Genomic DNA, 14,640 nt, shown 5'->3' with positions numbered 1-14,640 from the left:
TTCGATATTAATTGCTAATGCAGTCTATGCAGAGGACAATGATACATCAAATTTAACTGAAGTTAATGACGATTTCTCTTCTATACAAAATTTAATAGATAATGCGGAAAATGGCGATTCAATCCACCTGGAAGATAAGACATATCAAGGAAACGGTTCAGTAATCGAAATCAATAAGGACATTTCAATCTATGGTGCTTCCTCGTCAAATACAGTATTGGATGCCGATTACAAATCAAATATATTTTCTATTTCCAAGGATGCAAATGTTAAAGTGTATGGTTTGACATTTATCAATGGTAAGACTTCACAGAATGGCGCGGCAATTGATAATTACGGCATTTTGACAATCAAAGACTCAAAATTCATAAATAATAGTGCCGATTCTGGTACCGTTCGTGGATCTGCCGGTTCTAAAATAACGGTTTATAATTCTTTGTTTGAAAACAATAAAGCTGATTGCGGTGCGGCAATTGATAGCTACACCACTAAGTGCAATGTAATTAATTGTACTTTCATTAAAAATCGCAGTAATGAAGGCGGAGCAATCTACAATAGGTTTGGTGATTTCCAGCTGATTAATTCCACATTCATCAATAATTCTGCCGAACGTGGTGGCGGAATATATAACAATAGGGGATATTTGATAATAAATAACTCCAAGTTTTATTCAAACTCCGCAGGACATATAGGTGGGGGAATCAAAAGTTGGGGAATGTGTGATGTTTATAATTGTGATATCAGATACAATGTAGCCCGCTATGCCGGTGGAGTTTACATTTCAGAGGATACCATGCACGTTGTAAACTGCGTCATTGAAGATAACCGTGCCGAAGAGGGTGGAGGTTTGGCCTCTGATTCATTCGGTACATTGATAATCAAAGACTCAACCATTAAAAATAACTCTGCCGAACGTGGTGGCGGAATGTATGGAAATACTGGACATCTTACTGCTTCTAATTGTATTTTTAGTAATAATGTTGCTACTGACCAAGGCGGAGGAATCTTTTCGACTTTAGGTACAATTGCAGGCGTTAAATTCTCATATACTATTAAAAATACCCTATTTGAGAATAATTCTGCAATCCATGGAGGAGGATTATGTCTTGGCGATGTAATAAATAACATGGAAAATGTTAAGTTAACTAACAACACAGCTATTGAAGGCGGAGCAATTTACAATACAGGAAAATTGAATCTTAAAAAATTCACAATAACCTCTAATTCTGCCGATAATGGAGGTTCTATTTACAACAAAGGGACTGTAAATCTGACTGATTCAAAGTTAAGCTATAATTCTGCAGAAGAGAAAGGAACTATTTATAATGAGGGCACTTTAAATATAGTGAAATCTGATCTGATTTCAAACTCTGCGGATGTTGGTGGGGCAATTTACAATCTAGGAATTTTCAATGCTCTTAATAGCAATTTTAATTATAATCAAGCTAATTTGGCTGGAGTTATTTACAATGGTGGCAAATTGACCACAATTAAGTCTTCATCATTCAATAATAATAAGGCCAGTCGTGGAGCAGTTATTTATACTGACACTAATTTATCCATATCAGATTCTAAATTCCAGAAAAATACAGTTACCCATAGTTTAGGAGTAATTGATGTAACTAAAGGAAACGTTAACATATCCAATTCTGTATTTAACTTAAATACAGGTTCCGATGAAGGTGGAGTAATATTTAACATTAATGGAACTGTTTTGATTGACAATTCCCGATTCACATCAAATAATGCAATAAGTTATGGAGGAGCTATTGATAATGCAGGCAGATTAACAATAATTAGTTCACTTTTCGATAAAAACAGCGCATACGGCGCTGGAGCTATTGATAATGGCGGTGATTTAAAGATTATCAAATCCAACTTCACAAACAATAAAGCAACTAAAAATGGGGGAGCAATTGATAATAATGATTTGATTGATATTTCAGGTTCCATTTTTGAGAATAATGTTGCTGGCGGCGAAGGAGGAGCAATTATTGCAAGAAAAGGCATTAATATAACCCATAGCTCATTATTCAACAATAAGGCGTCTGCCGGGGAAGCCATTTTCATAAATGGTGAAAATAGTAATTTAAATAATAATTGGTGGGGAGATAATGCTCCTGACTTTGAAAAGTTATTGAACATCAATCTTCCGGATGATTTCAATTGGATTATAATGGGTATTAAAAGCACTTCCAAAAGGATGCAATATGAAAAGGGATCCTTTGTCATTGAATTAAATAAGATCAAAAACGTCAAGGGTTCAAGTTCAAAGTTATATTCGCTAAATTCATTGCCTAATTTTAAAGTATCCATAAACAATGGAAATAATGTATTGGTTAAGAAAGGATATTTATCAAAATCCATAGTCATTCCTAAAAAAACTTATGTGTCACTTAAACTAAATGATCAAAGTTTTAAATTCAAAACAACTAAAAATCCATCTAAGATAATTAATAACAAAAATGTTGTTGTCGATTATAATGGAAAGGCAACATTCAAAGTCCGTGTAATAGGTAAAAATGGAAAGATAGCTGGTAAAAACGAGGTTGTTGTGATGAAGGTAAAAGGAAAATCATACAATGTCAAGACTAATAAGAAAGGTTATGCATCTAAAACATTTTCATTCACTCCTGGAAAATACAAAGTAACAACAACCTACAAGGGATTCACGGTTAAAAATACGATTACCATTAAAAAAGTATTAAAAGCTAAAAGCGCTACTAAGAAAAAAGCTAAAAAGATTAAATATTCGGCTACTTTGAAAACAAGTAAGGGCAAAGCCATTTCCGGCAAGAAAATTACTTTTAAGATTAAAGGAAAAACTTACTCTGCTAAGACCAATAAAAAGGGTGTAGCCACTGTCACATTTAAAAATTTAAAAATAGGGAAATATCCTGTTGTTGTTAAATACTTGAAATCTCAGGTTAAAACAACTTTAAAGATAAAAAAATAGTGAGGTAGGTTAATCCTCCTCATTTTATTTTGATATAGATATTTTTTTGTGATGCTTTGTAGGTTTTATCTCCAGCAAATTTGATTATTGTTTTGAATTTGCCTTTTTTGGTTAACTTGATTTTAAATGTCGCTTTTCCTTTGCTGTTAGTTTTTGCAGTATATGTTTTTTTATTGATTTTTAGTGTTACTTTTTTCTTTTTAAGTATCTTCTTATTTCCTTTTAGGGTGATGGTAATTTTTTTGGTCTTTGATTTTGCTTTAAAAGTTTTTGATTTGGCTGTTATTGCTGTTTTGAGTTTAGTTTTAGGTTTAATGACCTTTTCTACAATTTTAGTTTCCACTACCTTTTTAAAGACGATATTGTTTATGGAAGTATTTGGATTATTGATATAGAGCTCATTGTCATAATCTGATTTTGATGTAAATAATAGTTTATTCAGACTTATCTTTTGTGAAGACAGATACAATGAACTTCCTTTTAATTTTGCAAGATTATTACTAAATTTAGTATTGTTTATAGTAATTTCTCCATATTGCGCATAGATTGCACCACCTGAATTGGCGGAATTCTGTGAAAATATGGAATTTTCGACAGTTCCTATTGTGCTGAAATATATCGCTCCGCCTTCTGTTGCAGCGGCATTTGATGTGAATGTGGATTTTTTAACAATTCCCTCTTTATCAAAAAGAACTGAGCCCGCCCATGATGCAGAGTTCTCTATGAATGTGGAATTATCAACGGTTCCTTTTCTCATGAAATATAGAGCTCCGCTTTCACGCTTTGCAGAATTGTTAATGAATAGGGTGTTCTCAACGTTTCCTGTGTCTTTAAAGAATATTGAACCTGCAAACATTCCTGAATTGTTGGCGAAATAGGAATCTCTTACAATAAGATTTCCGTCGCTTGTTGCACCTCCGCCATATCCTATGGCAATATTATTTAAAAATTTTGAATTATCAACAAGGCCTGTTTTAAAAAAGTAGACTCCTCCGCCGTCTCCGCCTTCGTTTCTAGTTAATGTCGAATTTATCACAGATCCTGCATCGACAAAATATATTCCTCCACCAAGCAATGTTGCGTAGTTGTCTTTTAGTGTGGAATTAATGACTTTACCTTGGTTTTGAAAGTTTACTGCACCTCCGAAATATGCAGTGTTGTTTTCAAAATTGGTATTTATAACCTTTCCATCTTTTTCAAAGTAGATTCCGCCGCCGATGTTTGGAGTTGCGCTATTTCTTATTTGGGAATTTATTATTGTACCATTTAATCCGCTCCAGTATATCGCCCCTCCATTGGACTGTGATTTTCCATTGACAATATTGATGTTTTTTAAAATGACATTATTTGATTTAATATTGAAAATTCTTGCCTTTTTGTCAGCATCAATTGTATGGCCTTTGCCATCAATTGTCAAATCATCAATATCTATTATTATTCCTTCGCCATATTCGTTGTCTTTTTCAGGATTAAATGCATAATCTTTAGTCAAATCTAATTTCTTGCTTTCAAAAGAGCGGTTGATTTCATCACTGAGTTGAGAAAAATCGCCGATATCGTTTTTTGCAGTTATAATTTCAGAATTTTCACATGCGGATAGTGGTTCACCACCATCTAAGCTTTCATTTAGGTCTGCTGCACCTACGCAGGTTATGCTTAAAAACAATAGAAGTATTGCACAGATTAATGTTATCTTATTAATAATAAATCCCCCAAAATATAGAATTAATCTTGATTTTATCGCTATTTCTATATGTATTTTTCTTCATTTCATTACAAAATATATTGCAATTTAAGCAAATTTTTAAGAATAAACAAAAATATATTAATTATATTGATAGTAAATAAGTATATATTGATGTTTATGTCAATTGTTATATAACAAGAACTGTGGGGAAAATATGAATTTAAAAAGAAACATGTTTTTATTGTCTTTATTATTAGTTGCATTGCTGTGTATTAGTTCTGTTGTAGCTATGGATGATAATAACTTTGACAATAATAATTTAACTGCGGATTCATCTGTCGATGTGATGGAATATTCTAATGAAGATACATTAGCCGCCACCAATACAATCACTGTTGACAAGATAGGTGAAGACCACAATGAAATGAATGATAAAACAATTAAAAAAGCATTTGATGATGCAAAAGATGGAGATACTATTATTATCAATGGTAATTACTATGAGCATGTTCATAGGGTAATCGATAAAAGGCTGACTATCAAAAGCGAAGTCGGAACTTCATTTAGCCATTGTTCCAATCAGGGAGGAGCGGATTCAGGTCATCAAGGAATCTTTTATCTAACTTCAAAGGCTAGCGGAACTGTTATTGAGGGATTTAATTTTATCAATGACAATGGAATGTTATTTGATAGTCAGGGTTATAGTATCCTTATTGATGGAGCTTCAAATGTCATAATACGAAACTGTACATTTTCCAATAATGGCGTTGGAGATTGTATTAGACTGGAAAATGCAAATGGAATAACCATTGATGATGTAACAATTGCGGACGCTGTCTGCGGTGTAAACGTTAAAAATTCAAACAATGTTGTTGTTGAGAATTCAGATATTAAAAACCATAAAGTCGCAGCAGTTTCAGTGTCCGGATCAAGCAAAAATACAACGATAATATATAATAACTTGACCAACAGTGGTGTTGGTGTTAACTTAACTTCTTCTAACTATGTTTACATTTTAAGTAATTATATTGCCTATAATACTCATGGAGTTTATGTAAACTGCAATGTCACTAAAATCGAGATTAAAGGCAATTTCTTTAATCAAAATAAGATGTATGAAGTTTTAAATGACTACAGGGTTAGAAATTTAGTTGACACTGTAAAAAGAATCGGTTATCCCAATAGGGAAATAATCGACAACAATTATATGGTGGGTCTTGAAGGAGCTCAGGATGAAAGACCGGTTTTTCGCATTACTTATGATTATAAAGGTGCAAATAAGGGGGATTATTCATATGATGCTGCCAAAGATATTTATAAATATGTAGGTGATGGCAAAGGAGACTATACAGACAATAAAGGTGCTGTTTTCTTGCGTTATGTATTTGAAATAAACAAGAATGTCAATTGTCCTGTAATCTTTTATAAATATGAAGGTGGAGTGCAATGGTCTTTAAGCGGAAACTATGAACTTAAATTGAGTGAAATCAGACAAGTCAGGAAAGGAATATATTCCATTTCAATCATTGACGAAAATGGCAACGTTGCAAAGGATTTGAGTTCTGTCCCGGTAACCTTTTACTTAAACAAGGAAACTAAACATATTAAACCTGATGAAGGAGATATTTATAGAACCGTAATGATGGTAAACGGAACTGCAACAGCCAAATTTTACAAAGATGAGTTCAGCGAAACAGGAAATGTAATAACCGCTGTGGTTCCGGCTAATGGGGTTAATTTTGACGATAAAATTTCTAAAACTTTCACCGTAGATGATGCATACATTCCTGGAACACCATCAAACACTACATTAACGGTTTCCAATCTAAATACATATCCAAGCTCTAATCAGCAACTAATTGTCACATTAAAAGACAGCAATGGAAATCCTATTGCTGGTGAGACACTCACAATAAAACTCAATTCCAAAACATACACTCCGGTAACAGGTAACGATGGAAAAGCCAAAATCAAAGTTTCCATTGCTAAAGTAGGAACTTATAAGGCCAGCATAGTTTATGCTGGTGATGATGTAAACTATCTAAAGAGCAGTGCCAAAGCCAACGTGGTTGTTAAAAAGCAAGCCACTAAAATTGTTTCATCCAATTTGAACATGATACCGAAAATGGCAGAATATTTCTCAATTACATTAAAGGATGGATCAGGCAAAGCTATTGCAAAACAAAGAGTCACATTTAAAGTAAACGGCAAATCTTACACAAGAACAACCAATGCCAAAGGTGTTGCAAAAGTCAAATTGAAGTTCTCTAAAAACAAGAAAACATACAAGATTACTATTAAATACAAAGGCAATAAGAAGTTCAAAGCCGCTTCAAAAACAAATAAGATACTTGTCAAATATTCATCAAAAACTGCTAAGTTGTCTACACCTACCGTAACAATTACTCCAAAAACATCCAAAACCTATACAGTAACTTTAAAAGATGCAAAAGGTAAAGCGATTGCAAAACAAAAAGTGGTTGTTAAGATAAATGGCAAAAAATACACTAAAAAGACCAATTCTAAAGGTAAGGTAAGTATCAAAGTCAAGTTTTCCAAAATCAAAAATTATAAGGTAAGCGCAACTTATAGCGGAAATAAAATCTATAAAAAGGCTTCTTCTAGTGGGAAGATTAAAGTGGCTAAAACAAAAACAAAAATAACTGCCCCTACAGTTTCAACAACCCCTAAAGAAGCAAAAACTTACACAATAACTTTGAAAACAAGTTCCGGAAAAGCCATTTCAAAACAAAAGGTAACTATTAAAGTTAACGGTAAGACTTACACTAAAACAACCAATAGCAAAGGTAAAGCCAGCATATCCGTAAAGCTGCCATTGGAAAAATCTTATGGAGTAAGCGTAAATTATAAAGGAAATGCTATTTATAAAGCTTCGAAAGCTACTGGAAAAGTAAAGGTTGCAAAGATAGCAACCCAACTTGAAAGTTATAATAAAACTTACTCTGCTGATGGCCAAAAACTCTATAGAATCACATTGAAGGATAAGGCCGGTAAAGTTTTAAGCAATCAAAATTTGATGTATTGGGTAAATGGTGAAAATGCCACTCAAAGGACTGATGCAGATGGTAAGATTACTGTGGACCTATCAAATCAAAAAGGAAAATCATTTGAAATAATAACAATTTTTGGTGGTAATAACAAGTATAAACCAGTTTCTAAAATAAATACAATTACAATATCTGATAAGACTGGCGTAACATTTGTTGATAGCGATTTGCCAAATTCTGAAATTCAAGATATTTTAAGCAATGCTCCAAAAGGTTCTGATATCGAGTTTTTAGGCGATTATTATTTTGATATTTGTTTGGAGGTAAACAATAACTTGAATATTTATTCTCTAGATAGGACCATTTTAAATGCAAAGGATAAGAATCCTGTATTTAATGTTGTTTCCAATAATGTAAATATCACTGGGTTTTCAATTAAAGGTAATTCCGGTGATGCAATCATTGTTAATGGAGCAAAAAATGTTGTAATTAAAGATAATTTCATTTCAAATAGTTTGGATGAAGGAAAAATTGAAAGTTATGCCGATGGAACCGTAAATATGCCGGGTTATGGCATCACAGTTTCAGATTCATCAAATGTTAAACTTTTAGAAAATGACATTGCTTTATTTGAAAGCGGAATTTTTGCCGAATACTCAAATCAGATCACTATTGATGACAATTCAATAAGGGAAAACAATTATGGTATCAAATATGGATTTGGAGTTGCAAACACTGAAATAACCAATAATGAAATTTCTGACCAGACCGGTTTGTATATCATGACTGTCCCCGAAGGCCCGTCAGGATATGGAATATTCTTGAATAATTCTGCAGTTAATGTCACAATCAACCACAATCACATTGCTTGGAATCATTTAGGCATATCTCTAGATGCAAATGGCTCAACAGGAATTGTAATTACTCAAAATACAATCACCGATAATGTTTTAGAGGGAATGAGATTCAATGCTCCATATGACCTTGCGGAAAATGCTGTCGAACCTATTGTAACCGATAATGCAATTTATAGAAATGCAAGGGGTCCGAGCATGATGATTCTAGGTGAGATGAGTGCCAATCCTGAAGGAATTTATGGTCCGGGGCAATGGAATGAGTCTTTAAGGCTTAAGCTGGATCCTAATTGGTACGGCACAAATGTTCTTGTAACTTGGGATTATGATACAGGGGTTGTAGGTTATGGAACAATGTGTCCTAGGATAAGCACTACTGCAATCAAATTCAATAATCTCACATATAACTCTCCAGGTAAATACAGCATAGTATTCTACAAAAATGGTGAAGTTGCTTCAAATCTTCCGGAATTTGACATGTATGCAACATTGAATAGGGGAACTGCAAAAGAAGTTGAAGTAAACTTTAATGTAATAAACGGTGTAGGTTCATTCAAATTCAATCCAACTAGCTATTATGATGCAAATAACATCATTGAAGTTTCAGTTGGCTCTTTAATTGATTCCACATACAGAACCTTTAAAATCACTTCAAAATATGAAGTTCCCGAAAGCGAAATTCCAGTTTAAATAAATATGTTTTTTACATATTTATTCTTTTTTTATTTTTTCATATATCTTGCTAAAAACTTTAAATGTGTTTTTCAAAAGAAGTTATCTAAAATTAATGTTTGATATTTTAAAATCGATAGTTGTTAATGTTCACATTGAAATAATTAATCAAACTTTCAATTTAACCGATAGTAAAATCGCACTCGCTGCAGGCATTGGTTTGGAATTTCACAACTCCTCCGCAATTCGGACACAACCACTTTTCACGATCCTGTGCCATCATGCGCCCGATGCCTGTAGTTTTGATTCTTTTTGCGCTTTCAAGTGTGTTCAGGTCATGTCTTTTAACATATTTTTTGGAATGCTTTTTGATTAAGGGGCAGGGAAACTCGCTGCATCGTCCGCAATAGCTGAAATTCTTGGTATCAAAGCAAGTTTTGATTTTACACTTCAAACTGGCTTTGCTTTTACCGTCATCACTTATTAAACATCCTGCACATGGATTTTGGTATTTTTCACAGCTGATGCAATTGATTCCGCATGGCGCCAGTAGTTTTGGATTGATTTCATCAGGCATCTTCATATTATTTAATCTATTTTTAGGAACTTAAATAGTCATTGTTTTTAATTAATAATATTGATTTCATTTAAAAATATTGATTTAACTTTGAAATATTAATTTAAAGGCTAAAAATTGTTTAAATTGAAAATAACAAAGTATATATTCTTTAAAGTCTAAAATAGGCTCATGTCTGTTAAAAAAATTTGTTTAATCATGGCGGAATTTTTAACATCACTAATATCCTCTGAAAATATTTTTAGTTTTTGGAGGGATAATAAGGGAGGTTTGGTTTTACCCTTTTCCGGTCAGGCAGTAAATGATGAGGATTGGTTGGAATATAAGAGATTAAAAGTTGATAGAAATGTCAAATCAATTAATCCTAAAGATTTGCCGGAAGACTTTTGTGATGAAGCTTGCTTGTTAGTCGACGAATTTCACAGAAAAACGGTTAATGAGAAAATTGAATGGGTTTTGTATTTGGATTATAAAACCGGTGATGTAATATACTGTTGGAAAGGGGAGTTGGGTGAATGCAAAATTGATTGGTATAACATTCATCTTAAGGGTAGAAATATAGTTTCAATTCATAATCATACAAAGAATTACTATTCATTTCCTTCTCCTGATAATTTTGATATATTGGAAAACGATTTTGAGGATTATGAGATTATTACTTCAGTAAATGCTTTTTGGATTATCGAATTCAAGGGTGCAATTGAAGAAGAAATGAGATATGATTTTCAAAACAGATTATCATTATATTTCAATAAATTGGATATTGAAATTAAATTAAAATATCAGGATTATGTAACTATTAGAAAAATGACGGAAAGAATGATTAGTGAATATTTGTTGAATGATATCGATAAAAAATTAGATGGAATAACATTAGTTTTTAACAAAAGGAGGTATGATTAAATGTCTAAAGAGAATGAAAATGAAAAATGCTATTCCTATAAATGTGGTGGAGTTCCATTATATCCCGCAGAACATTCACTCTTCAAAAAAAGACTTGTTGGATTATCTGATGAATATGTTCATGAACACGAAAAGAAAGTTGTAAAATTCTTAAATGAACATGGTTTTGATTTGCCTGAAGAGCCTTAGCCATGCAATGTTGAATGAGGATATAAGGAAAGTTACAATACAGCATTATCAAAAATTCGAAATTGAATTTTCAGGTAATATCCAGATAATTGCCATTTTAACGATACCTTTATAAATACATAAAACAAATATTTGATTACTGTTATTTTTAACAGGCGATAAATTACTTTTTTTGGGATAAGTTCCCATATGGATGTGGCCTTCGTGGCTGAACAAAAAGGTGTTATTTATGTATAAATATATTAGAGACGCATGGAAAAACCCAGATGAGTCCTACGTACGTGAACTCATGTGGCAAAGAACTCCTAAATGGAGAAGACAAAAGGCAGTTCAAAGAATTGACAGACCAACCAGGCTCGACAGAGCTAGAAGCTTAGGTTACAGAGCTAAAAAAGGTTTCGTTTTAGTAAGAACCAGAGTAAGACGTGGTGGAAGAAGGAAAACCCGTCGTTTCAACGGTCGTAAACCTAAAAGAATGGGTGTAAACAAAATTACCCAAGCAAAATCCATTCAAAGAATTGCTGAAGAACGTGTGGCTAAAAAATACCCTAACTTAGAAGTATTGAACTCCTACTGGGTATGGTCAGACGGAAGATACAAATATTACGAAGTAATTTTAGTTGATCCAAACAGTCCTTCTATCATCAACGATGATAAAATCAATTGGATTTGCTCCAAAAAACACACTAACAGAGCTCTCAGAGGCTTGACCAGTGCTGGTAACAAAGGACGTGGAATCAAATCTAAAGGAAAAGGATCTGAACAAGCTAGAAGAAGAAAAATCTAATTCTTCTTTTATTTTTCTTTCCTTTTTTTGATTAAAATGATTCATAACATCAAATTCAGGGCTTTCGTTTATGAAAACGAAAGCATTGACGATATTTCTCAAGCTATTTTAAATCTACTTCCCGAAGCCGAAATAGAAGCTGAAGAGGCTGAAGGACTATTGGAAGATAAGATTATCATTTTATCAGGCATAGTATCTAAAAAACGATACACAAAGACTTTTTTTAACAAACTTCTAGGATCCGTTGATTTGGAAAAATTGAATGATGACTTAGAGCGCAAGATGGATGAAAAGGGTAACTGGTTTTTAAGATTTGATAAAGAGGACGCTCTGGATGAAAAATTAACTATTTTAGATAAAGGCGATGCAATTCATCTCAAAATTAAGATTGCTGCTTTTCCTGCTAAAAAACAGATTGCAGTTGATAAGGTAAGGGAAGCAATTTCCAATATTCAGTAAAATTTATTTTAAATTTAATCCAATATACAATTAAGGTGATTAAATGGAAAAGCAAAGCTATTATTTAATAATCTTGTTAGTTGCCTTGGTAATCTGTTTTGGGGTGTTCTGGTTCCAGTTCAACAATGATGTGGCAACATTCATGATTGTCAATGAAACTGAAGTTCATGAAAACGGTTCGTTTTCAGGAATGCTGATGGATGCATATAGTTATGGCGTTCCAAACCAAACAATTACTTTCCACAAGCCAGGATATGAAATGGGTACTCTTGTTGATGTGGTTACCGATGAAAATGGTGAATTCACGATTGAAAATGCAGAGTATCTTCCCGATGCCGGCAAGGACAATTACTATGGTGATTTTACGTTTGCTGGCAATGGCAAATATCAGGGATGCACCTATGAGGGCAATGTTACCGTAGTTCCTAATTAAAATAAAAAAAATGAGATTAAGGATATATCAATTGTTCGGATATCCCATAATCACTGTAATTTTGAGCTATCTTATCGACAGTTCCGTCTTCAAACATTTCATCCAATGTTTTCTGGACTTGATCTTTTAGCTCATCGTTTCCTTTTTTAAATGCAACACCATATTTTTCATATTTTAAAGGCGGATTCAGGATTTTAAAAGAGTCGTCTGAGTATTTATTTGTAATATGGTATTTTGCACATCCCATATCAACAATCAGCGCATCACAAATCCCGGAATCTAAATCCATAAATCCTGTTTCATAATCAGCTATTTCGTTTATTTCTCCAAATGTTTCTTTCAATGTTTTATTTTCGTCGAGTGTATCCAAAGCGCTGCTTGTAGATTCGACTTCAAGGGTTTTTCCCTTCAAATCATCAAGTGAGTTTATATTGGAATCTGATTTTACGACAACTACTTCGGAATTGTTGAAATAAGGGTCAGACCAGGTAAAATCATTTTCCCTTCCGTCAATGGTAAATTCGCTCCAGATGCAATCAACAGAATTGGAATTGAGTTCAACTTCCTTGGTATCCCATGAGATTATTGGCTGAGCTTTAAATGTCCAGTTGTTTCTTTTTGCAACTTCCTTTGCAAGGTCCAAATCAAAGCCGGCATATTGCCCATTTTCTGCCTTATATCCGAATGGCGGAAACTTATCACTGAATCCTACAACAAAGGTCTCATCATCGTTTTCGTCTGCATTGGCATCGCCCCAAAAATCAAAGGCGCTTACAGCACCAATCATTAAAAAGATGGTTAATGTTAAAACAAATATTGCTTTTTTATTCATTGCAATCTCCCTTTCAATAAATGAATTATTATATTTCAGAATAATTATTAAATCTATGTATAATGGTTTATGGCTCGATTTATTTATAGATTAGTGTATTGTAAATCAGACACTATAAAGGAAATGTTACCTCAATTCATGATTAACGGTTGTCTTTTGATATTTGTAAAAATATAACTCAATATTTAACAGCAAATGAAAATCCTGGTATAAACAAATAATTCAAAAATTATTTGCATTTAAGAGTCTTTAAAATTTTATTGGTGTTTTTCAAATTATTTTTTTTCATTTGTAAGAAATATTAGACCTCATTAAGGCAAATGCTTGCAGATTAATGCAAATGTTATATATGACTAATTTGTAACATATAATTATGACAATGAATGATAGAATATCTGATTATATCACGTTTCCGAAAACCTTTGAGAACTATAGGTGGTACAAACCGATACTTGTTTTTATTGTAAGTCTCATAATAATGCTCATACTTAGTGCAGTAATATTAGTGGTTTTTTACCTACTGGTTGGATTTGATTTTGTAAGGTTAGTTTTCCAGGGAGGATATGAAGCATTAACCTCTCCACTGGCGATACTCTTTACTGATTTGCTTATTATTATATTTATCCCTGCATTATATCTTGCATCAAAAGTTGTTAAGGATAGGCCGTTTTCTTCCTATTCCTCTTCACGTGGGGGATGGAATTTCAAACTTTATTTCAAGGCATTGGTAATTCCGGTAATATTGTACATAATATATATGGGCGCATATACTGCCATTACAGGACCAGAAGGCACATATAATTTCTCAATAGCGTTTCTTGCTGTAATCTTGATTTCTGTACCTCTTCAATCTATTGCGGAAGAATATATATTTCGTGGATTGATTATGCAGACATTGGGTTCATGGTTTAGAATTCCTGTTTTGGTGATAGTTCTTCAGGCCATAATATTTGCACTGGGCCATGGATATAATAGCATAGGTGTTTTTGAAACATTAATTTCAGGTCTTGGTTTTGGATTTTTTGCCTGGAAAACAAATGGTATAGAAGTAAGTTCAGCACTTCACACAGCAAATAATTTTTCCGTTGGCTTATTTGTCATGCTTGGACTACAGGCATCAACTTCCTCCCCGCAATTAGGGGAAGTTGCAGTAACAATCGTCTTTTTAATAATGCTATTCATCATAATGTATTATGTTGGCAAGAAAACCGACTGGTTTGGCGAAATCCCAGAAAACTCCCAAAATGTAGGATTATTCAATTATGAATAATCTTTCTTTTTAT

General features: G+C 33.0%; 11 protein-coding genes. 8 read left to right on the top strand and 3 right to left on the bottom strand.

What is annotated here, in order from left to right; all coding sequences use genetic code 11:
* Positions 1-217: 217 nt before the first annotated feature.
* Positions 218-2,956, top strand: coding sequence for an Ig-like domain-containing protein (locus tag ACJMLD_RS00985; RefSeq protein ID WP_405267110.1), 2,739 nt, complete (start codon positions 218-220; stop codon positions 2,954-2,956).
* Positions 2,957-2,975: 19 nt separating this feature from the next.
* Here ACJMLD_RS00985 and ACJMLD_RS00980 read toward each other — a convergent pair whose 3' ends face one another.
* On the bottom strand, positions 2,976-4,622 hold the full coding sequence (locus ACJMLD_RS00980) for a hypothetical protein (protein WP_405267109.1): 1,647 nt from the start codon (positions 4,620-4,622) through the stop codon (positions 2,976-2,978).
* A gap of 235 nt (positions 4,623-4,857) precedes the next feature.
* Here ACJMLD_RS00980 and ACJMLD_RS00975 point away from each other — a divergent pair, with 235 nt between their 5' ends.
* Positions 4,858-9,195: a right-handed parallel beta-helix repeat-containing protein gene (locus tag ACJMLD_RS00975; protein ID WP_405267107.1), complete on the top strand. Its 4,338-nt coding sequence runs from the start codon at positions 4,858-4,860 to the stop codon at positions 9,193-9,195.
* Between the two features lie 163 nt (positions 9,196-9,358).
* On the opposite strand, the gene ACJMLD_RS00970 is transcribed toward ACJMLD_RS00975, so the two are convergent.
* A complete protein-coding gene (locus ACJMLD_RS00970) occupies positions 9,359-9,760 on the bottom strand; it encodes a DUF3795 domain-containing protein (RefSeq protein WP_405267106.1) in 402 nt (133 codons plus the stop codon).
* A gap of 165 nt (positions 9,761-9,925) precedes the next feature.
* On the opposite strand from ACJMLD_RS00970, the gene ACJMLD_RS00965 reads away from it, so the two are divergent.
* The 5 genes from ACJMLD_RS00965 to ACJMLD_RS00945 all read left to right on the top strand — a co-directional run bounded on the left by ACJMLD_RS00965 (position 9,926) and on the right by ACJMLD_RS00945 (position 12,525).
* Positions 9,926-10,657 (top strand): hypothetical protein, encoded by a 732-nt coding sequence (locus ACJMLD_RS00965; RefSeq protein WP_405267104.1) that lies wholly within the window; start codon positions 9,926-9,928, stop codon positions 10,655-10,657.
* Positions 10,658-10,846, top strand: coding sequence for a hypothetical protein (locus ACJMLD_RS00960; RefSeq protein WP_405267102.1), 189 nt, complete (start codon positions 10,658-10,660; stop codon positions 10,844-10,846).
* A 229-nt stretch (positions 10,847-11,075) separates the two neighbouring features.
* Entirely contained in the window at positions 11,076-11,633 is a 558-nt protein-coding gene (locus tag ACJMLD_RS00955; protein WP_405267100.1) for a 50S ribosomal protein L15e, read from the top strand.
* 36 nt (positions 11,634-11,669) lie between these two features.
* Entirely contained in the window at positions 11,670-12,092 is a 423-nt protein-coding gene (locus tag ACJMLD_RS00950) for an RNA-binding protein (protein WP_405267098.1), read from the top strand.
* A gap of 43 nt (positions 12,093-12,135) precedes the next feature.
* Positions 12,136-12,525, top strand: a complete 390-nt coding sequence (locus ACJMLD_RS00945; RefSeq protein WP_405267095.1) for a hypothetical protein — start codon at positions 12,136-12,138, stop codon at positions 12,523-12,525.
* Positions 12,526-12,541: 16 nt separating this feature from the next.
* Here the strand turns inward: ACJMLD_RS00945 and ACJMLD_RS00940 are convergent, their stop codons facing one another.
* Positions 12,542-13,357, bottom strand: coding sequence for a transporter substrate-binding domain-containing protein (locus tag ACJMLD_RS00940; protein ID WP_405267093.1), 816 nt, complete (start codon positions 13,355-13,357; stop codon positions 12,542-12,544).
* 505 nt (positions 13,358-13,862) lie between these two features.
* Here ACJMLD_RS00940 and ACJMLD_RS00935 point away from each other — a divergent pair.
* Positions 13,863-14,627, top strand: coding sequence for a CPBP family intramembrane glutamic endopeptidase (locus ACJMLD_RS00935; protein WP_405267091.1), 765 nt, complete (start codon positions 13,863-13,865; stop codon positions 14,625-14,627).
* The last annotated feature ends 13 nt before the right edge of the window (positions 14,628-14,640 follow it).

The sequence above is a fragment of the Methanobrevibacter sp. genome (assembly GCF_045112895.1).
Classification (GTDB): Archaea; Methanobacteriota; Methanobacteria; order Methanobacteriales; family Methanobacteriaceae; genus Methanocatella.
Note: the sequence above shows the minus strand (reverse complement) of the source record. Positions and strands in the feature narration are given on the sequence as shown.

What these genes read in the sequence shown, in the direction of transcription:
- ACJMLD_RS00955 (WP_405267100.1), top strand. Translation starts at nt 11,076, where the DNA reads ATGTATAAATATATTAGAGACGCATGGAAAAACCCAGATGAGTCCTAC.
- ACJMLD_RS00975 (WP_405267107.1), top strand. Translation starts at nt 4,858, where the DNA reads ATGAATTTAAAAAGAAACATGTTTTTATTGTCTTTATTATTAGTTGCA.
- ACJMLD_RS00960 (WP_405267102.1), top strand. Translation starts at nt 10,658, where the DNA reads ATGTCTAAAGAGAATGAAAATGAAAAATGCTATTCCTATAAATGTGGT.
- ACJMLD_RS00940 (WP_405267093.1), bottom strand. Translation starts at nt 13,357, where the DNA reads ATGAATAAAAAAGCAATATTTGTTTTAACATTAACCATCTTTTTAATG.
- ACJMLD_RS00945 (WP_405267095.1), top strand. Translation starts at nt 12,136, where the DNA reads ATGGAAAAGCAAAGCTATTATTTAATAATCTTGTTAGTTGCCTTGGTA.
- ACJMLD_RS00950 (WP_405267098.1), top strand. Translation starts at nt 11,670, where the DNA reads ATGATTCATAACATCAAATTCAGGGCTTTCGTTTATGAAAACGAAAGC.
- ACJMLD_RS00965 (WP_405267104.1), top strand. Translation starts at nt 9,926, where the DNA reads ATGTCTGTTAAAAAAATTTGTTTAATCATGGCGGAATTTTTAACATCA.
- ACJMLD_RS00970 (WP_405267106.1), bottom strand. Translation starts at nt 9,760, where the DNA reads ATGAAGATGCCTGATGAAATCAATCCAAAACTACTGGCGCCATGCGGA.